The following is a 19,187-nucleotide window of genomic DNA, read 5'->3' as shown; positions in this document are numbered from 1 at the left end:
CCGGCTCCCCGGTGGTCAGAACGCCTGTAACTGCAGAGATGTCTTGGGGGATGCGATTAATGGCAGCGCAGATTGCCGACTGGAACGAACTGGACTTTCTCTCCGGCGGTGGCGAAATGGGCGCGCGGCTGCGCACCCACGACTGGTCCGACTCGCCCTTGGGCCCACCTTCCCAGTGGCCGCAGTCCCTGAGATCCGCCCTCAGCATCTGCCTGAATTCGAGCTTCCCCACCGCCATCTATTGGGGACCCGAGTTACTGCTGCTCTACAACGACGCCTGGGCACCGATCCCCGCCGAGCGCCATCCCTGGGCCCTGGGCCGCCCCGCCCAGGAAGTCTGGCAGGACATCTGGCCGGTGGTCGGGCCGCAATTCGCGCAGGTGCTGAGCAGTGGTCAGGGATTCTCCGTCTTCGATCAGCTACTGCCCATGGTGCGCCAGGGCGTGGTCAGCGAGACCTACTGGAACTACAGCTTCACGGCGATCCGCGGTGAAGGCGGCGAGATCGCCGGCATCTTCAACCAGGGCCACGAGACGACCCAGCGCATCCTCGAAGAACGGCGCCGCGCCGCCGACGCCGCCCGCCAGCGCCGCATGTTCGAGCAGGCGCCCGGCTTCGTTACCATCGTCCGCGGCCCGCAGCACACCTTCGACTTCGTCAACGTCGCCTTTCGCCGCCTGTTCGGTGAGCGCTCCTTCGAAGGCCACACCGTCCGCGAGATCTTTCCCGAACTGCAGGATCAGGGCTATTTCGAGTGGCTCGACCAGGTCTACCAGAGCGGTCAGCGTTTCGTCGCCGAGCACCAGCCCTTTCGCCTGGAGGCCGAAGGCGAGCCGGCCCGCACCCTCTACCTGGATTTCATCTACGAACCCCTGACCGACGAAGCCGGCCAGGTAATCGGCATCTTCTGCCAGGGGCAAGATGTGACCGAGGCCCATCTGGCCAAGGCCGCGCTGGAAGCCAGTGAACGGCGCTTCCGTACCGCCCTGGAAATCGAGACGGTGGGCGCGCTGTGCTTCGCCCCGGATGGCCGCCTGATCGATGCCAACGACGCCTTCCTGCGCATGAGCGGATATGACCATCAAGACCTGGCGAAGGAACGCATCGCCTGGCCCGCACCGATCCTGCGACGCGCCGGCGACCAGTTGCCACCGGACGAACGCCGTTATGTCCGCCGCGATGGCTCCACCGGCTGGGCGTTGGTGGCAGCCAAACGCCTGCCCGATGGCAGCGCCTTCGAATTCATCGTCGATATCAGCGACCGCAAGAATGCCGAAGCCGAGCTGCGCGAGGAAACCCGTACCCTGGAGGCGCTCAAGCGCATCGATACGGAGCTGGCCAGCCAATTGGATCTAGCGCATCTGGTGCAGACCGTGACCGATGCCGGGGTCGAGCTCACCGGCGCGCGCTTCGGCGCCTACTTCAATCATCAACCCGCCGAGCACGGCGACTGTCTACAACTCTTCACCCTCTCCGGCGCCGACCGCGCGACCTTCGAGCAGCTCGACGGGCCGAGCGCCACCGCCCTGTTCGCGCCGCCCCTGAGCAGTGGCAGCGTGGTTCGCACCGATGACGTGGCCGCTGACCCTCGCTATGACCGCTCGACCCAACACCAGGACCTGACTGCCGGGCACCTACCCGTGCGCAGCTATCTGGCCGTTCCCGTCGTCGCCCGGAGTGGCGCGGTGCTGGGTGGTCTCTTCTTTGGCCATCCACAACCGGCGCGCTTCAACGTCCGGCATGAACGCCTGATGACCGCCCTGGCTGCCCGTGCCGCCATCGCCATCGAACAGGCGCAACTGTTCCAGGCGGTACGCACCGCCAACGAAACCCTGGAGCAGCGCGTCGCCGAACGCACCGCGGAGTTGACTCAAGCCCAGCAGGCGCTGCACCAGGCGCAGAAAATGGAAGCCATCGGCCAGTTGACCGGAGGGATCGCCCACGACTTCAACAACCTGCTGGCCGGGATCATCGGCAGCCTGGAATTGATCGACCGCCGCCTGCAGCAGAATCGCACCGATCAACTCGACCGCCTGCTGAGCGGCGCCCAGGCCTACGCCGCGCGCGCCGCCTCCGTGACCCAGCGCCTGCTGGCCTTTTCCCGGCGACAGACCCTGGAGCCGAAGTCCACCGACGTGAACGAGTTGATGCTGGCCATGGAAGAGCTGATCCGCCGCAGCGTCGGGCCGGCGATCGACGTCCAGGCGCAGCCGGCAGCCGACCTCTGGCCCACGGTCATCGATGCGGTCCAGCTGGAAAGCGCCTTGCTCAACCTGGCGATCAATGCCCGCGATGCCATGCCTCAAGGCGGCCAGTTGGTGCTGTCGACGGCGAATCTGCCAGAGACCGCCTCGGACCGGCCGGACGGCCTACCCGAGGGGGATTACGTGAGGGTCCAGGTGAGCGACACCGGCACGGGTATCGCGCCGGAGATCAGGGAGCGGATCTTCGATCCCTTCTTCACCACCAAACCACCGGGCCAGGGTACGGGGCTGGGGTTGTCCATGGTGCATGGCTTCGTGCACCAGTCCGGCGGCCAGATCCAGGTGGACACCACGTCGGGCGTCGGCACCTGCATCTCGCTCTATCTGCCGCGAGCGCCGAAAGACGCCCGCGACAGCGCCTGACCGCCGTCCTGCGGACGCCGGTCAGGCCCTTTCACAGGCCGGCGCCGTGGGGGGTGGTGCCGCCTTTCATCTGCGATTGCAGGTAGTTCTGCAGGCCGATCTTGTCGATCAGACCCAGCTGCTGCTCCAGCCAGTAGGCGTGGTCTTCCTCGGTGTCCTCCAGCTGGGCGACCAGGATTTCGCGGGTGACGAAATCCTTGTGCTGGTTGCACAGCGCCACGCCCTGGGCCAGGGCCTCGCGCACCTCGTACTCCAGCGCCAGATCCGCACGCAGCATCTCGGGCACGGTCTGGCCGACGTTGATGGCATTGGGCCTCATGTCCGGCGTGCCTTCGAGGAACAGGATGCGGCGCAGCAGGGCATCGGCGTGCTGGGTTTCCTCTTCCATTTCATGGCCGATCCGCTCGTACAGTCGCATCAGCCCCCAATCCTCGTACATCCGCGAGTGGATGAAATACTGGTCGCGCGCCGCCAGTTCACCGCGCAGCAGTTGGTTGAGATAGTTGATGACGTCTGGATGACCTTGCATGAAAAGAGTCCTGTGCTGTTCAGTGCCCAGTTTAGCGCGCTGCGACCGAGGCAGGACCGTTCATCGCCCGACCGCTGGGGCCGTTCGTCTCATCGCAGCGCTAATCGTTCTGCTTCACGATCCGCTTAGCCAGGGCGGTGGCGGCTCCTCGCGTCCAGTGGGGGCGTCCTGCTCACGCCGGGCCGCCTGCCGGCGCTCCTCGTCGCGCCGCGCCGCCTCGATCTCGCGCATCACCGCATGGACATCGGCCTGCCCTTCGCGCTCGACGAATTCGCCGGTCAACTTCGTGTTGGCGTACAACTCGCCTTTTTCGAACAGCGCCCACATTTCCGGTGCGTAGCGGGTCTTGCGCAACTCCGGGGCGAAGCGGCCGAAGTACAGCGCCATGTTCTCCACATCGCGCGCCAGCAGGCGGAAGGCGTGGTTGTTGCCCGCGGCATCCACCGCCTGAGGCAGATCGATGATCACCGGGCCATCCTCGGCCAGCAGCACGTTGAATTCGGACAGGTCACCATGGACCAGCCCGGCGCACAGCATGCGCACGATCTGGCCGATCATCAGGTCGTGATAGGTGCGCGCTTCCTCGGCGGTGAGCGTCACATCGTTCAACCGGGGGGCCGCCTCGCCATTGCCATCGGTCACCAGGTCCATCAGCAACACGCCATCCAGGAAATCATGGGGCTTGGGGACCCGTACCCCGGCGTCGGCCAGGCGATAGAGCGCCGTCACCTCGGCGTTCTGCCAGTTGTCCTCGCGCTCGCGTCGACCGAACTTGGAGCCCTTGGCCATGGCGCGATTTTCCCGACTGCCACGGACCTTGCGTCCTTCCTGGTACTCGGCGGCCTGGCGGAAGCTGCGCTTGTCGGCTTCCTTGTAGACCTTGGCACAACGCACCTGACGGCCACAGCGCACCACATAGACCGCCGCCTCCTTGCCACTCATAAGGGGCCTTATCACCTCATCGACCAAGCCGTCCTCGATCAGCGGCTCGATGCGTTTGGGAGTTTTCATCGCCGGTTCCAGCTCCTTCTTATCGGTCGTCACAGTGACTTATGACGCAAGTTTCAAGCCAGACGCCCAGAAAGGGAAGTCGGCATCGCCCTGAGCGTGCGACTCATCGAAGCGGACAAGATTCCTCGGCCGTGACCGACTGCGCACGCAACTGGCAAAGAAAGCGAGGAAACGATGCCCTTCAGCCTGGGGACGGCCAGTTCCACCGGCGCGAAGCATGCCTGGCGAGGAATCGGACTGTTACGCCCGCCCTTTACCATCCTCGTCGCGAGGCGACCTTGGAACACCCCGCGCACCAGCCGCCTCGGCTACCCTACAATGACGCTTCCGCCGCCGCTGCGATTCCCCTCATGTCCTCCCTACTCGCCGACTGGCGCCACCCCGAGCTGCACCGCCGCGTCTGGGCCCTGGCCGCGCCCATGATCCTGTCCAACCTCAGCGTGCCGCTGGTCACCCTGGTCGACAGCGCCATCGCTGGCCATCTGCCGGAAGCCCGGCAGCTCGCCGCCGTGGCCATGGGTGGCGCCTTCTATACCGCCCTGCTCGGCATCCTCGCCTTCCTGCGCATGGGCACCACCGGCTTCGCCGCCCAGGCCAGTGGCCGTACGGATGGCGCCGCCCTGCGTCAGATCCTCTTGCAAGCCGGTCTGTTGGGTTTGGGCCTATCGCTGCTGCTGTTGCTGATCGCCAGCCTGGCCCTCGATCCCCTGCTCGCCTGGCTCGGCCTGGACCCGGCCTTCGCCGAACTGGCCAGCCATTTCCTGCACTTGCGCCTGCTCGGCTTGCCGGCCGCCCTGCTCAGCTATGCCGTGATCGGCTGGCTGCTCGGCACCCAGGATGCACGCACGCCCCTGGTGCTGTTGCTCACCACCAACGCCCTGAATCTCGTACTGGTGACCGGCTTCGTGCTCGGCCTCGGCACTGGCGTGCAGGGTATCGCCCTGGCCTCGGTGCTGGCGGAATGGGGCGGCGTACTGCTCGGCCTGTGGCTGGCGATCCGCCGTCTGCGGCAATGGCCGGGTCGGGTGGACCGTACCGCACTACGGCGCCTGGCCAGTTGGCGACCGCTGCTGGCGGTCAATCGCGACATCTTCATCCGCTCGCTGGCATTGCAGGCGGTATTCCTGCTGTTCGCCGCTCAGGGTGCCCAGTTGGGCGAAACGACGGTCGCCGCCAACGCCCTGCTACTCAACGGCCTACTGGTCACCGCCTTCGCCCTGGACGGCCTCGCCCACGCCGTGGAAGCCCTCTCCGGCCATGCCCTGGGTGCGCACCAAGGCGTCATCCTGCGCCGGGTACTGGTGATCGCCGGCGGCTGGTCGCTGCTGGCCAGCCTGATATTCGCGCTGGCCTTCGCCCTGTTCGGCGATCTCTTCGTCGCCTTGCAGAGCGATATCGCCGCCGTACGCCAGGAGGCCCATGCCTACCTGCCCTACCTCGCCCTGCTGCCATTGATCGCCATGGCCAGCTATCTGCTGGACGGCCTCTTCATCGGCGCCACCCGCGCCCGGGAGATGCGTAACGCCATGCTCCTGGCCCTGCTGATGGCCTTGCCGCTCGGCTGGTTGCTGCGCGGGCTGGGCAACCATGGGCTATGGCTCGCCTTTCTCACCTTCATGGCCCTGCGCGGCCTGATTTCCGCCGCGTTGGCCTGGCGCCTGGCCGAGCGCGAAGGCTGGCTGAGCGAAGGCCCCACCACCTGAGCTGGCGGAACCCTCGGGCAGGCGCTCCCCTCAAAGTCGGGAATCCCCTGCCGAGAGCGCTGCCATGAGTGAAAACACCCAAGATCGGAAACCCCAGGACACTCCCGCCGACCAGGACGCGGTACCCGAGCACCAGAAGCCGGAGAACTTGGAAAAGCTGAAGGATTACGGCAAAGACCAGATTCCGCCAGGCGTCGCCTGACGCCAAGCCTGAACGCCTCGACAAAAGCCGTCGATGACGATGGCAAAGCGCTGGCGGAGCTTCTAGCATCGTCCGGATAAGTCAGTCTTAGCGCCTTCGTGAAGGGAATCCAGCTCACCATGCCCGTCAGGTCCCGCCTGTCGCCCCGGTCTTTCGCGCTCGCGGCGGCGCTGCTGTCGGTATTCGTGGCGCCGCTCGCCCGGGCGGTCGATGGCTATGCTGGCATTGCCTTCGGCGTCGATCAGAAAACCTTTCTCGACCATAAGCTGTGCACCTTCCAACCACGCAAGATCGACATTCCAGGTGTCGACTACCTGGGCTGTGACGATCTGGCCTTCGCGGGCGAAAAGGTCGAAGCGGGGGCCTTCTTCATCGATGGCCATTTCCTGCGTTTTTCCATCGTCACCCCCCTGGCCCAATCCTTTCTGATCGCCGAAGGCCTGACCCAGAAATACGGCAAGCCTTCCTCGCAATCGTCTACCGAAGCCTTCGAACGCCTGGCCCATGACGACGATGCCCAAGCCTATCTGGCCTTCGATCACGACACCGTCTTCTATAAGTTCAGCGCCCGAGCAGCGCGCAAGAAACAGGTGCTGCTCATCTACAGTTCGCCCCGCTACGAGCAGCTCCTCAAGGAGAAGCAACTGCAGCTTCTCAAACAGTCGCTTTAAACATTTGGCTACAGTTCGTCGGACAAAGCGGCGATTGGCGGCGAAACTGTAGCCCCGGTCACATCCGCCCGGAAACAGGCCATGAACAATGGCAGATAGCCATGGTCAGAACGCGGGCAAGGAGCCCTTCCTGTAACCGGCTATCAACGGACGTCGTTCCTTCGGGAGTCCTACCATGATCGAACCTGTCGCGATGCACGCCTCGGCGTTGCAGCGCTCACGCGCTCCTTTGCCTTAGCGCTTCGCTCTTGCTGCACAGGTTCTCTTTTGAAAAGGATCATTCAATGAACACTCGCAATCTCTGGGTCGACTATGCCAAAGCCATCGGCATCGTGCTGGTCGTCTACGGTCACGTCGTCCGCGGCCTGCTCAACGCCGGCATCCTCCAGGACGCCGAATTCCACGGCTTGGTGGACAGCGTCATCTACACCTTCCACATGCCGCTGTTCTTCTTCCTCTCCGGCCTCTTCTTCTATAGTTCCTTCATCAAGCGCGGCACCGGCGGCCTGCTGGTGAACAAGATCGATACCATCGTCTATCCCTTCCTGGTCTGGTCGCTGCTGCAGGGCTCGGTCGAAGCCTTGATGTCGCGCTATACCAATGGTGGCGTGAGCTTCAGCGAGGTCCTGACGGTCTGGGAACCCCGCCAGCAATTCTGGTTCCTCTATGCGCTATTCCTGGTGTTCTGCCTGGCCATGCTCGCCTACCGCTGGGCCAAGCCGCTGGCCTTCTTCGCCGTATTCGCCTTTGGCGCCCTGGTCTACCTGTTCCAGAATGCCGGTCCGGAAGACTTCTTCTTTACCTTCACCGCGCAGAACTTCGTCTTCTTCGCCTTCGGTGTCTGGTTCAACAACTTCAAGCAGGCCATCGAAGAGCAGGCCGGTCGCGTGATGCTGGGTTCGGGCTTGCTGTTCATCGTGCTTGAGTACTGGTTCCACGGCCTGCTGGGCCTGGTCTACACCGACCGCGGTCTGGCGACCCTGGTGCTGGCACTCAATGGCATCATCTTCGTTACCAGTACCTGCATGGTGCTGGCACAGCGGCCGCTGCAGTGGGTACTGACCCTTGGCGCCCTCTCCATGCCCATCTACGTGATGCACGTGCTGAGCGGCAGTGGTGCCCGCATCATCCTGAGCAAAGGCCTGCACATCAACGACGGCCTGCTGCACATCGTCCTGGGTTGCGCCTTCGGCATCCTGGTACCGGTGGCGGTGGCCAAGCTGCTGGAAGCCCGCAACATCAACGGCTTGTTCGAGGCGCCGGCGTGGATCTCCGCCCGGCGGTGGCTTCGGCCCAAGGCTGAAACCCCCCGTCCGGCCGTCTGAGTGACAGTCCTCCGGCCAGGATGCTTGACGTCCTGGCCGGAGCCCTCGAAGCCCGAACGAGCGCCAATAAAAAGCCCGCTACCAGTCACCTGGTAGCGGGCTTTTTATTGGCTGAAGCCTAGGGCCTCACGCCTGGAGAGGCATCACTGGCTGGCCAGCACCTGGCCGTTCTTCACTTCCAGTTGCTTGCCCGGCTGGTGATCCATGCGAACCTGACCGAGCTTGCCGTCCAGCAGATACTTGACGTCGTAGCCCACCACCTTGTCGCTGCTGTCGGTAACCGTGCTGCAGCGGGTCTGGGTAGTAGTATAGGTATCGTGGTCTTGCAGGTATTCCTGACCCTTGTTGCCGGCGTAACCACCGCCAACGGCGCCGGCGATGGTTGCCAGCGTCTTGCCGCTGCCGTTGCCGACCTGGTTGCCCAGCAGACCACCGATGACCGCGCCTACGGCGGTACCGGCGATCTGGTGCTGGTCCTGAACCGGACGGCGGTGCGTCACCGCTACGTCCTTACAGACCTCGCGCGGGGTCTTGATGGTTTCCTTGACCGGCTGAACGGCCACGACCTCGGCGTACTGAGGCCCGCGGTCGACGAAACTGTAAGCTACAGCGCCACCTGCGGTGGCAACCACAACACCCAGAACCGTTCCTACGAGCATCGACTTGTTCACTACAACCTCCTGACTACCTGTCATAGCGGGCCCAGGCCCTTTGCCATGCCTAGGACATCAGGGGCGATCGTCTAGTTCCTTGGTTTGCGGCGGAATCAGGTCCTCGCTCTTCAGGTCCAGCCAGATCAGTACCACGTTGGCGATATAGATCGACGAGTAGGTACCGGCCATGACGCCGATGAACAGTGCCAGGGAGAAACCGAACAGGTTGTCGCCACCGAAGATCAGCAGGGCCACCACGGCGAGCAGGGTCGAGATCGAGGTCGCCAGGGTCCGCAGCAGGGTCTGGGTGGTCGATACGTTGATGTTCTCGATCAGGCTGGCCTTGCGCAGTACCCGGAAGTTCTCCCGTACCCGGTCGAACACCACGATGGTGTCGTTGAGCGAGTAGCCGATGATGGCGAGCACCGCCGCCAGTACCGTCAGGTCGAAGGTGATCTGGAAGAACGACAGCAGGCCCAGGGTCACCACCACGTCGTGGATCAGCGACAGGATGGCGCCGACGGCGAATTTCCACTGGAAGCGGAAGGTCACGTAGAGCAACACGCTGCCGAGAGCCAGCAGCATGCCCAGGCCGCCTTGGTCACGCAGCTCCTCGCCCACCTGCGGACCGACGAACTCGGTACGGGTCAGGGAGAAGCGATCAGGACTCGCCTTCTCCAGTGCGGTAGTCACCTTCTGGCCAAGTTGCGGATCGTCTCCGGGCAACCGTACCAGCACGTCGGTGGTGGCGCCGAAGCTCTGTACCACCGCCTCCTCGAAGCCGGAGCTGTGCAGTTCCTGACGGATCTTGCTCAGGTCGGCCGGCTGCTCGTAGCGCAACTCGATCAGGGTACCACCGGTGAAATCCAAGCCGAAGTTGAGTCCCTTGTAGAACCAGCTGAACAGCGCCAGGAGGGTCAACAGGGCGGTGATGGCGAACGCGATGTTGCGTACGCCCATGAAGTTGATGGTCTTTTTCATCGCCGCGTCCTCAAATCCACAGCTTCTTGACGTTCCGGCCGCCATAAATCAGGTTGACCATGGCACGGGTCACGAAGATGGCGGTGAACAGGGAGGTGAAGATACCCAGCGACATGGTCACGGCGAAGCCCTTGACCGGCCCGGTGCCCATGGCGAACAGGATGGCGCCCACCAGCAGGGTCGTCAGGTTGGAGTCCAGAATCGCCGTGAAGGCGCGGCTGAAGCCCTCGTGGATGGCGCGCTGGATCGGCATGCCATTGGCGATCTCTTCACGGATCCGCGAGAAGATTAGCACGTTGGCGTCCACCGCCTGGCCCATGGTCAGCACGATACCGGCGATACCCGGTAGCGTCAGGGTGGCATGCAGGATGGACATCAAGGCCATCAGCAGCACCATGTTGAAGCCCAAGGCGATGGTCGCCAGCAAACCGAAGAAACGGTAGATGGCGATCAGGAACAGCGAGACGAAGACCATGCCCCAGATGGAGGCATCGACCCCCTTCTTGATGTTGTCGGCGCCCAGGCTCGGGCCGAGGGTGCGTTCTTCGGCGAAGTACATGGGTGCGGCCAGGCCACCGGCACGCAGCAGCAGCGCCAGTTCCGACGCCTCGCCCGAACCGTTCAGGCCAGTGATGCGGAAGCTGTTGCCCAGGGCCGACTGAATGGTCGCCAGGCTGATGATGTGCCGCTCTTCCTCGAAGCCGGGTACCGCCACTTCCTTCTGCACGCCATCGACGGTCTGGGTGGTGTAGCGGGTGACCGGACGCTGCTCAATGAACACCACGGCCATGCTGCGGCCGACGTTGTTGCGCGTGGCGCGGTTGATCAGATCGCCGCCATGACCGTCCAGGCGGATGTTGACCTGGGGCCGGCCGTTCTCGTCGAAGCTAGCCGAGGCGTCGGTAACCTGGTCACCGGTGATGATGACGTTACGCTCCAGCGGCACCGCCGGACGACCCGGCTCGCGGAATTCGAAGCTCTCGGTGGAGGCACGCGGCGTATCCGGGGTCGCCGCCAGGCGGAATTCCAGGTTGGCGGTCTTGCCGAGGATACGCTTGGCTTCGGCGGTATCCTGCACGCCCGGCAGCTCGACCACGATGCGGTCGGCGCCCTGGCGCTGTACCAGCGGCTCGGCCACGCCCAGTTCGTTGACCCGGTTGCGTACCGTGGTCAGGTTCTGGGTGACGGCGTAGTTGCGGATCTCGCGCAGCTTGGCATCGGTCAGTTGCAGACGCAGCACCTGCAGATCGCCACGGGTATCGGTGGTCAGGGTGAAATCGTTGTAGTTCTTGCGGATCAGACTCTCGGCCTGCTGCAGGTCGGCGGCGTCGGTGAAGCCGAGCTGCAGGGCACCGTTCTGATCGGGCATGCTGCGATAGCGCACCTTCTCACGACGCAGCAGGGTCTTGACCTCGTTGTCGTAGACCTTCAGACGTGCATCCACGGCCTTGTCCATGTCCACGGCCAGCAGGAAATGCACCCCACCGGAGAGGTCCAGGCCCAGCTTCATGGGGCTGGCGCCGATGCTGCGCAGCCAGTGCGGCGTGGTGGGTGCCAGATTGAGGGCGACCACGAAGTCGTCGCCAAGCGCCTTGCGTACCACATCCTGAGCTGGCAATTGATCGTCCGCGCGGGTCAGGCGAATCAGGCCGCGGGTTCCGGTCTCGTTGAGCGTGGCAGCCTTGACCGCCAGCTTCGCGGCCGTCAGCGCCGCGGTGGCGCGGTCCAGATCGGCCTGGGTGACCTTGCGTTCGGTGCTGGAAGCGCTGATCTGCACGGCCGGATCGTCGGGGTACAGATTAGGTAGCGCGTAGATGACGCCCACGACCAGTACGGCCAGGATCAGCAGGTACTTCCAGAGGGGATATTTGTTGAGCATGACACCGCCCGAGATAAAGGCGGGGCGCCTTGCGCGCCCCGGTGTTAGCTAGATTTAGGAAGGCTCAGAGTGCCTTCAGGGTGCCCTTGGGCAGAGTCGCGGCGATGGCGCCCTTCTGGAACTTGAGTTCGACGTTGTCGGACACTTCCAGCACCACGAAATCGTCGGTGACCTTGTTGATACGGCCGGCGATGCCACCCGTGGTCACCACTTCGTCGCCCTTCTGCAGGCCGCCGAGCAGGTTCTTGTGATCCTTGGTGCGCTTGGCCTGGGGACGCCAGATCAAGAAATAGAAGATCACCACGAAGCCGATCAGGAAGATGAACTGAATGTATTCACCTCCCGGTGCGGCATTGGCGGCCGGCGCGGCAGCTTCCTGGGCCTGGGCCGTGGAAATCAGAAAACTCATTGCACTACTCCTTGCAGAGTTGGATGACGGAAAGGAAGACAGCCCGGCGGTCGCTCACGACCGTCTCGACGAACTCGGACTCCAGGCTCGCTCCCTCGGCAAGCGGCGAATGAACGCCATCTCGCTTCGACGATCGAACAGGGGCTCTCAGCTGCCGAGCGGTGGTGTAGGCAGGCCGCGCCGGGCATAGAAGGCGTCCACAAAGTCGGCCAATTTACCCTCTTGGATAGCCTGGCGCAAACCGGCCATCACGCGCTGGTAGTACCGCAGGTTGTGGATCGTATTCAGCATACTCCCCAGCATTTCCCCGCATTTATCCAGATGGTGCAGATAGGCCCGGGAGAAATGTTTGCAGGTGTAACAGTCGCAGGTCGGATCCAGCGGCGACTCGTCATGCCGATGCACCGCATTGCGGATCTTCAGCACGCCGGTGTCGATGAACAGGTGGCCGTTGCGCGCATTGCGGGTGGGCATCACGCAATCGAACATGTCGACGCCGCGGCGCACGCCTTCCACCAGGTCTTCCGGCTTGCCGACGCCCATCAGGTAGCGCGGCTTGTCCGCCGGCAGGTGCGGCGGCAGGAAGTCCAGCACCCGGATCATCTCGTCCTTGGGCTCGCCCACCGAGAGACCGCCGATGGCGTAGCCGTCGAAGCCGATCTGCTCCAGGCCGTCCAGGGACCTCAGCCGGAGTTCTTCGTGCATGCCGCCCTGGACGATGCCGAACAGCGCCGAGGGGTTGTCGCCATGAGCCTCGCGCGAACGCTTGGCCCAGCGCAGCGACAGCTCCATGGAGCGGCGCGCGGTGTCGAAGTCCGCCGGATAGGGGGTGCACTCGTCAAAGATCATCACGATGTCCGAGCCCAGGGCGCGCTGCACGGCCATGGATTCCTCGGGGCCCATGAAGACCTTGGCGCCATCCACCGGCGAGGCGAAATAGACGCCCTCCTCCTTGATCTTGCGCAGCGCGCCCAGGCTGAACACCTGGAAGCCGCCGGAATCGGTGAGGATCGGCCCCTGCCACTGCATGAAGTCGTGTAGGTCGCCGTGGCGCTGGATCACCTCGGTCCCCGGCCGCAGCCAGAGGTGGAAGGTGTTGCCGAGGATGATCTGGGCGCCGATGTCGGCGACGCTGTCGGGCAGCATGCCCTTGACCGTGCCGTAGGTGCCAACCGGCATGAAGGCCGGGGTCTCGACCACGCCGCGGGGAAAGGTCAGGCGACCGCGCCGGGCCTTGCCCTCGGTAGCCAGCAGTTCGAAATTCATGAAACTCATATCAGCTCTCCGGGCCCTGGGCCCCGGGATTGCGGGTGATGAACATGGCGTCGCCATAACTGAAGAAGCGATAGCCCTCGGCCACGGCCGTGGCATAGGCGGCCATGGTCTCGCGGTAACCGGCGAAGGCCGACACCAGCATCAGCAGGGTCGATTCGGGCAGGTGGAAATTGGTCACCAGGGCATCGACCACGTGGAAGGGCCGACCGGGATAGAGAAAGATGTCCGTCTCGCCGGCAAAGGCCTTGAGCTCGCCGTCGCGCGCAGCGCTTTCCAGCGAGCGCACGCTGGTGGTGCCGACCGCGATCACCCGACCACCGCGCGCCCGGCAGGCGGCCACGGCATCGACCACGCCCTGATCCACCTGCAACCACTCGCGGTGCATGTGGTGGTCTTCGATACGCTCCACCCGCACCGGCTGGAAGGTACCGGCGCCGACATGCAGGGTGACGAAGGCGGTCGCCACGCCCTTGGCGCGGATGGCCTCGAGCAGCGGCTCGTCGAAGTGCAGCCCGGCGGTGGGCGCGGCCACGGCACCAGCGTTGCGCGCATAGACGGTCTGGTAGCGCTCGCGATCCTCGGCCTCGTCGGGCCGGTCGATGTAAGGCGGCAACGGCATATGCCCGACCCGCTCCAGCAGCGGCAGCACGGGTTCGGCGAATTTCAGTTCGAACAGGGCATCATGCCGCGCGACCATCTCGGCCTCGGCGCCACCGTCGATGAGGATACGACTGCCCGGCTTGGGCGACTTGCTCGAACGCACGTGGGCCAGCACCCGCTCCTCGTCCAGCACCCGCTCCACCAGGATCTCCAGCTTGCCGCCACTGGCCTTCTGGCCGAACAGCCGCGCCGGGATCACCCGGGTATCGTTGAACACCATCAGGTCGCCGGGCTGCAGATACCCCAGGAGATCGGCGAAGTGGCGATGGCTCAGCTCACCGCTGGGGCCGTCGAGCACCAGCAATCGACTGCCGCGGCGCTCGGCCAGCGGATGACGGGCGATGAGGGATTCGGGAAGGTCGAAATGGAAGTCGGCGACGTGCATGGCAGGTAGATCTCGAAAGGCCGCACAGCTTACCGGAAGCGGCCTTTTTCACCAACGCACTTTGGATTGACCCAGCCTGCGACCATCCCTATACTCCGCCGCCATTGCCCCGGTGGCGGAACCGGTAGACGCGGCGGATTCAAAATCCGTTTCCGAAAGGAGTGGGAGTTCGAGTCTCCCCCGGGGCACCAAGCGTTATCTTCCATGTGTCCTTTGGGATCCATGGAAACCAGAGAAGCCGCCCATCGAGGCGGTTTTTTTGTGCCTGGCGTTTCGCTCCCCTCGCTGTAGCCTTTTTGCGAGTGACGCCGAGACATTCGACGTCATTCCATGCATTTGGCGGATCGGACGGCACCTGCTTTACCGGCTCCTTCAGCTGCGACAAGCTGAAGTCGTGCAGGTAGATGAGCAGCAGCGCCAAGGCGAAGTTAGCTGCAGCAGCCGCATCGACGATGACGGTGCGTCCTGCGAGGCGATCTACTGATATTAGGCCGAGGATTTGGAATGGACTTCTTCTCTGCTTTGTTCGGCGGGCTGTGTGATGTCCTGTTTGAAGGCCTTGGGCGCGTCGTGCTCCGACTTCTGAGTAGAGGTCGCTACCCAGGCAAAAGCGCTTACTGGGATGGGATCTGCGGGATCATTGGCCTGATCATCGTGATCAGCGGCATCATCGCCGTCGTGGTGTTGGTCTATGCTCTGACGAAATGAGCTAGTAAAGCCAGCCGGCCGGATGCCGATATCCTGGTGATTACATAGCAAGGAAGCCTGTATGCGATACCTCCTGACCAGCTCGGCCACCCTCTTTCTCGCCGCGCCGGTCTTCGCCGAAGACACCGCCCTCGCCCAGGCCGCTAACGCAATTCGCCCGGCAGTCGAGGCTGTGACGAGCTATACCCAGAAATCCATCCTGCAGAGCTGGGCCGCTAGCAAAGGACCTATGGCTGACGGTGCTAAACGCTCGCTGGCACAGGTGGAACGCCAGGAACGCATCGACAACCGCGGGCCTCGTCGCTCCATGCAGGAATGCATCAAGCCCGGTAGCGTCATCGATGAGGACGTAAAAAATTGCATGGATGGGTTGTAGGCGAACTCCGCACAACGGTATTTCGCGACCAGTGGTAGCTGTGGATGAAACGGCGTAGGGCCTCTTGAGCAATAATTTATGTGGAAGCTGACAAAATGGACCGGTTGAATGCCAAATCTTAATCCTGCAGTCCTGGTATGGGCGAGGGAGACTGCAGGTCTATCGCTGGACCTCGCGGCGAAGCAGCTTGGCATCAAAAGTCAAAAGACTACTGGTGCGGAATTGCTTTTGCGGTATGAGAACGGTGAAAAAGAAATTTCACGGCCTCTGCTTTTGAAAATGGCTAATTTGTACCGACGCCCCCTACTCATCTTTTATCTGCCTCAGCCACCGGTAGTAGCGGACAGAGGTGTAGACTTTAGATCCGTCCGTGACGAATTAAAAATAGAAAGTCGCGGCAACTTAGATGCCCTCGTTCGGGACCTATTCACCAGGCAAAGCCTTATTAAAGAAGCACTGACAGATCTAGACGAAGCAAAACCACTCGACTATGTTGGATCGATAAATCCGGACCAAACAACTGCAGAAGAAGCAGCAGAGTACATAAGCCAGCTGCTGGATTTCGAGATAGCAAAATATCGCCGCAACCGGCGCCCTGAAGACGCATTTAGCTATCTACGAAACCTAGTAGAGAGCAAAGGCTGCTTTGTTTTTCTGATTGGAAATCTCGGAACCCATCACACTAACATTCCAGTGGAAGCTTTCAGAGGTTTCGCGATTGCAGATCAAATAGCGCCACTGATTGTCGTTAACGATCAGGACTCAGTTCAAGCGAGAAATTTTACTATCATACATGAGCTGGCACATGTATTAGCGGGAGCTACAGGAGTTAGCGGCTCGAACTTTTCAAATGATACTGAAAAGTGGTGCAACGATATTGCAAGCGCAGTCCTATTTCCTGATAGCGAGGAACTGAAATCTCAAGATTTCCAGCTAGAGAATTTCGAGCGACTTACCGCACAAATCAATAATTACGCGCAATATAGAAATCTAAGCGCAACGCATGTGGCATACAGGCTCTACATCCAAGGACGCATTTCTTTAGAAACCTGGGAGCGACTTGCCACACAGTATCGCGATCTATGGCTCCGTTATAGGCAAACCCAGAGAGAGGAGCGCGATGGTAGTAGTGGGCCAGACTACTACGTCGTGAAAAAACATAAAGTAGGTAGTGCGGCGGTTAGTTTGGTACAAAGGACAATGAGCGAAGGAATGCTTACAGCTACTAAAGCGGCAACTCTACTTGGCGTCAAGGCCGGCTCAGTATACAAGATGGTTGGTGTATGACAATGACGCATCAAAATACTGTATATCTGCTGGATGCCAACTCCTTAATCTCTGCCCAAGGGGTCTATTACCCACGCAGCATGATCCCCGAGCTTTGGGAATGGATAATTCACCAGAGCCATAATAATCGGATAAAAATCCCGATTGAGATTTATGAAGAAGTGATTGCTGGGAATGAGGACCCGCTTACTATCTGGCTGAGAGAAGAATCAGTCAAAAATACGCTTATTCTAGAAGAGGATGCTGACCCTAAGCTGCTTGCCCATGTGACATACCAAGGTTATGCCCCGGACCTTACTGACGTAGAGCTAGCATATATCGGACGAGACCCATTCCTAATAGCCTACGCACTCCGTCAGCCAAAAGAAAGATGCGTGGTGTCTTTAGAAACCCCAAAGCCCAGTGCCCAGAGAAAGAACAGAAAGGTGCCTGATGTCTGTAAGCAGCTAGGAGCCGAGTGCTGCAGCGTCTTCAAAATGATGCGTGATCTCGAATTCAGCACGCGCTGGAACCAGCCGCCTATTCCAGCCGCACCTGCCCAGGCCTACGAGTAGGCCACCCCCTACTCCCGCGGCTTTCCGCTCTGCAGCCGGTTCGGCTAGGCGCTCATAATGCGCTGGCATGCTTCGAGCAAAAAATCGGCATCTAGAGCCGCCTACAGGGCTGAGTTCTAGTGTCCTCCGGGCACCAAGTAGATTTATCCAGCAGCCCTTCAAAGCGCTGGAAGACAGAGAAACCTCCCACTGAGGCGGTTTTTTGTGCCTGCGATTCCTCGCTGTACCTTCGATACGAGCCTTAATCCAAGACAAACAACTTAGCGCCCGTAGCGGTCGAGGACCGGTGCGGCTCTGCATTGTCGGCCACCTGGTAGCTCATGCCAGCGGCCAAGGTGAAGACGCGACCATCGGCCAGTTCGGTATCCAGTCGACCCTCCAGGCAAAGTAGAATGTGTCCCTTGCTACACCAGTGATCGGCAAGGTAACCCGCGCTGTACTCGACCATGCGCACTCGTACTGCACCGAACTGGCAGGTACGCCAGAGGGCCGAGCCGGTTTCTCCAGGATGGACCGTAGGTTCGATGTTCGACCAATCGGTGGTTCCAAATGGAATGTCGCTCAGTTGCATGGAGGCCTCGATCCAGGGCAGGAAGGGCATTTTACCTGGGCAGCAAGACGGTCAAGCGATACAGATCGGACGAATTTCCACGTTACTTGCAGCTCTGGAGTGTCTCCAGCCACCGAAGTCCATGCGGCGCCAAGTAGCACCGCCGCCTCCAGAAATCGCCGCTCGATACGGATTTTGTACCCTAGGAATGCGCCGGACCCACTGTTCAGTCACGCTCTTGATCCCCCCGCTTTCACCATGAGGAAGGATGCCTTTTGCAATGGATACTGCTTGGCCTCGCGCTACTGCTGTCTGGCTGCAACCACTACAGCGATGCCGGCCCGCTCTGCGAGCCCAGTCCGCTGAGCGTTGAGGACTGCAAGCATCGGCAGCCGGTCGGCAACTATTTGATGGACAAGTATCACGAATGGGAACGCTACCAGTAGATTGGCGATCTCGCTCCGCGTTTCGAGGACTGGGTATGAGGCGAATCGCACCACTGCTGACCGCCCTGCTGCTTGGACTGCAAGGCTGTGCTGGACAGCGACCGGTCGATCTGGCCGATCAGGGTAGCGAGTGGGGTCGCTCGCCCAGTTGGACGCTGCAGGCGCGACTGCACAGCGCGCTCTATCGCTGCGAATTGCTGGTGCTGAATGGCAACAACGCCCGGCTAGCCGGCGAGCAGGCGCGATTGCCGGTCTTTCGCCAGCAGTTGAGTGACTGCCAGACGACGGCCACCACGGTGGCAAGCGAGGCGACCCGCCAGTTGCCCACCGGCCAGGATCGAGCGCTACGCAATGCCCAGAAGGTCTATATGACGACCTGGCGGGATTATCTCGCGGGACTCACCATCGACCATCCGGCCGACCTGCAGCGCAAGCAGTCTTACCTTAGGGCACGATCAGCGCTACTGGAGACGGCGACGCAAGAGCAGCGGCATCACCCCTGACGCCTGCGCCACGACCGCACGGCCAGCTGACAATCGGCAGCTGAATCCTGCGGGCAAAGCGTGCAATAGTAAGGCTTCGCTACGGACGTGAGACCTTGCGCATGGAAACGCTAGCCCCCTGCTCCCAGGTTGCAGTCAATGACCTGGAAACCGCTCAGTCTCCCGCCCGCTTCTCCTTGGACTTCATCGATCGCCTGCTCTCACGTTGCGAGACGCGCATCGGCGAGATGGAAGACTTCCCCGACATGAGCCCGGATCTGCGTCTGATCCATATGCAGAACGTCGATCTGCTGGTGCGGACCGTGGTGGGCGAATGTCGCCATAGAGATCAGATCCGGCGCGTTCAACGGATCCTGAGATTCTGCGAGGAACACGCCAGTTGGTTGCAACTGCAGCCGGTGAGTCAGGGCGCCGCCTAGCTGAAGACGCCGGCGGGGCTCGAAGCAACTGACA

At 61.9% G+C, this 19,187-nt stretch carries 21 protein-coding genes and 1 tRNA gene; 13 read left to right on the top strand and 9 right to left on the bottom strand.

Annotated elements, in window-relative coordinates:
- Positions 1–59: 59 nt before the first annotated feature.
- Positions 60–2,627 (top strand): ATP-binding protein, encoded by a 2,568-nt coding sequence (locus CCZ28_RS22085; RefSeq protein ID WP_140220886.1) that lies wholly within the window; start codon positions 60–62, stop codon positions 2,625–2,627.
- 31 nt (positions 2,628–2,658) lie between these two features.
- Here the strand turns inward: CCZ28_RS22085 and bfr are convergent, their stop codons facing one another.
- A complete protein-coding gene (gene bfr, locus CCZ28_RS22080) occupies positions 2,659–3,156 on the bottom strand; it encodes a bacterioferritin (RefSeq protein ID WP_058785035.1) in 498 nt (165 codons plus the stop codon).
- 114 nt (positions 3,157–3,270) lie between these two features.
- Positions 3,271–4,167 carry a PA4780 family RIO1-like protein kinase gene (locus tag CCZ28_RS22075; RefSeq protein ID WP_058777842.1) on the bottom strand — a complete coding sequence of 299 codons (897 nt, stop codon included), beginning with the start codon at positions 4,165–4,167 and terminating at the stop codon, positions 3,271–3,273.
- 350 nt (positions 4,168–4,517) lie between these two features.
- Between CCZ28_RS22075 and CCZ28_RS22070 the strand changes: the two genes are divergently transcribed.
- The 4 genes from CCZ28_RS22070 (at position 4,518) to CCZ28_RS22060 (ending at position 8,068) form a co-directional block, all read left to right on the top strand.
- A complete protein-coding gene (locus CCZ28_RS22070) occupies positions 4,518–5,870 on the top strand; it encodes an MATE family efflux transporter (protein ID WP_140220885.1) in 1,353 nt (450 codons plus the stop codon).
- A 64-nt stretch (positions 5,871–5,934) separates the two neighbouring features.
- Positions 5,935–6,072: a hypothetical protein gene (locus CCZ28_RS24525; RefSeq protein ID WP_167509270.1), complete on the top strand. Its 138-nt coding sequence runs from the start codon at positions 5,935–5,937 to the stop codon at positions 6,070–6,072.
- 119 nt (positions 6,073–6,191) lie between these two features.
- Positions 6,192–6,743 carry a hypothetical protein gene (locus tag CCZ28_RS22065; protein ID WP_140220884.1) on the top strand — a complete coding sequence of 184 codons (552 nt, stop codon included), beginning with the start codon at positions 6,192–6,194 and terminating at the stop codon, positions 6,741–6,743.
- 284 nt (positions 6,744–7,027) lie between these two features.
- Positions 7,028–8,068 carry an acyltransferase family protein gene (locus CCZ28_RS22060; protein WP_140220883.1) on the top strand — a complete coding sequence of 347 codons (1,041 nt, stop codon included), beginning with the start codon at positions 7,028–7,030 and terminating at the stop codon, positions 8,066–8,068.
- Positions 8,069–8,211: 143 nt separating this feature from the next.
- On the opposite strand, the gene CCZ28_RS22055 is transcribed toward CCZ28_RS22060, so the two are convergent.
- The 6 genes from CCZ28_RS22055 to queA form a co-directional block, all read right to left on the bottom strand.
- A complete protein-coding gene (locus CCZ28_RS22055) occupies positions 8,212–8,739 on the bottom strand; it encodes a glycine zipper 2TM domain-containing protein (RefSeq protein ID WP_140220882.1) in 528 nt (175 codons plus the stop codon).
- Positions 8,740–8,796: 57 nt separating this feature from the next.
- Entirely contained in the window at positions 8,797–9,702 is a 906-nt protein-coding gene (gene secF, locus CCZ28_RS22050) for a protein translocase subunit SecF (RefSeq protein ID WP_140220881.1), read from the bottom strand.
- A gap of 10 nt (positions 9,703–9,712) precedes the next feature.
- Positions 9,713–11,581, bottom strand: coding sequence for a protein translocase subunit SecD (gene secD, locus CCZ28_RS22045; protein WP_140220880.1), 1,869 nt, complete (start codon positions 11,579–11,581; stop codon positions 9,713–9,715).
- Positions 11,582–11,645: 64 nt separating this feature from the next.
- Positions 11,646–11,990, bottom strand: coding sequence for a preprotein translocase subunit YajC (yajC, locus tag CCZ28_RS22040; RefSeq protein ID WP_058762149.1), 345 nt, complete (start codon positions 11,988–11,990; stop codon positions 11,646–11,648).
- Between the two features lie 147 nt (positions 11,991–12,137).
- Positions 12,138–13,256, bottom strand: a complete 1,119-nt coding sequence (gene tgt / locus CCZ28_RS22035; RefSeq protein WP_140221415.1) for a tRNA guanosine(34) transglycosylase Tgt — start codon at positions 13,254–13,256, stop codon at positions 12,138–12,140.
- A 10-nt stretch (positions 13,257–13,266) separates the two neighbouring features.
- A complete protein-coding gene (queA, locus tag CCZ28_RS22030; RefSeq protein ID WP_140220879.1) occupies positions 13,267–14,310 on the bottom strand; it encodes a tRNA preQ1(34) S-adenosylmethionine ribosyltransferase-isomerase QueA in 1,044 nt (347 codons plus the stop codon).
- A 106-nt stretch (positions 14,311–14,416) separates the two neighbouring features.
- Here queA and CCZ28_RS22025 point away from each other — a divergent pair.
- The 5 genes from CCZ28_RS22025 to CCZ28_RS22005 all read left to right on the top strand — a co-directional run bounded on the left by CCZ28_RS22025 (position 14,417) and on the right by CCZ28_RS22005 (position 17,235).
- Positions 14,417–14,501 (top strand) — tRNA-Leu (locus CCZ28_RS22025).
- Between the two features lie 313 nt (positions 14,502–14,814).
- Positions 14,815–15,018: a hypothetical protein gene (locus CCZ28_RS22020; protein ID WP_140220878.1), complete on the top strand. Its 204-nt coding sequence runs from the start codon at positions 14,815–14,817 to the stop codon at positions 15,016–15,018.
- A gap of 61 nt (positions 15,019–15,079) precedes the next feature.
- Complete coding sequence (locus CCZ28_RS22015; RefSeq protein ID WP_205894611.1) at positions 15,080–15,394, top strand: hypothetical protein; 315 nt, start codon at positions 15,080–15,082, stop codon at positions 15,392–15,394.
- Between the two features lie 108 nt (positions 15,395–15,502).
- Positions 15,503–16,681 carry an ImmA/IrrE family metallo-endopeptidase gene (locus CCZ28_RS22010; RefSeq protein WP_140220877.1) on the top strand — a complete coding sequence of 393 codons (1,179 nt, stop codon included), beginning with the start codon at positions 15,503–15,505 and terminating at the stop codon, positions 16,679–16,681.
- Positions 16,682–16,683: 2 nt separating this feature from the next.
- Complete coding sequence (locus tag CCZ28_RS22005) at positions 16,684–17,235, top strand: DUF4411 family protein (protein ID WP_140220876.1); 552 nt, start codon at positions 16,684–16,686, stop codon at positions 17,233–17,235.
- A gap of 241 nt (positions 17,236–17,476) precedes the next feature.
- On the opposite strand, the gene CCZ28_RS22000 is transcribed toward CCZ28_RS22005, so the two are convergent.
- Complete coding sequence (locus CCZ28_RS22000; RefSeq protein ID WP_140220875.1) at positions 17,477–17,806, bottom strand: DHCW motif cupin fold protein; 330 nt, start codon at positions 17,804–17,806, stop codon at positions 17,477–17,479.
- A 254-nt stretch (positions 17,807–18,060) separates the two neighbouring features.
- Here CCZ28_RS22000 and CCZ28_RS24520 point away from each other — a divergent pair, with 254 nt between their 5' ends.
- The 3 genes from CCZ28_RS24520 (at position 18,061) to CCZ28_RS21990 (ending at position 19,153) form a co-directional block, all read left to right on the top strand.
- Complete coding sequence (locus CCZ28_RS24520) at positions 18,061–18,231, top strand: hypothetical protein (RefSeq protein ID WP_167509269.1); 171 nt, start codon at positions 18,061–18,063, stop codon at positions 18,229–18,231.
- Positions 18,232–18,266: 35 nt separating this feature from the next.
- Positions 18,267–18,734 (top strand): hypothetical protein, encoded by a 468-nt coding sequence (locus CCZ28_RS21995; RefSeq protein ID WP_140220874.1) that lies wholly within the window; start codon positions 18,267–18,269, stop codon positions 18,732–18,734.
- 101 nt (positions 18,735–18,835) lie between these two features.
- Positions 18,836–19,153 (top strand): hypothetical protein, encoded by a 318-nt coding sequence (locus tag CCZ28_RS21990; protein ID WP_140220873.1) that lies wholly within the window; start codon positions 18,836–18,838, stop codon positions 19,151–19,153.
- The last annotated feature ends 34 nt before the right edge of the window (positions 19,154–19,187 follow it).

It is taken from the genome of Pseudomonas oryzihabitans (assembly GCF_006384975.1).
In the GTDB taxonomy this organism is placed as follows: Bacteria; Pseudomonadota; Gammaproteobacteria; order Pseudomonadales; family Pseudomonadaceae; genus Chryseomonas; species Chryseomonas psychrotolerans_B.
The sequence above is the reverse complement of the archived record's forward strand: the minus strand, read 5'-3'. Positions and strand labels throughout refer to the sequence as shown.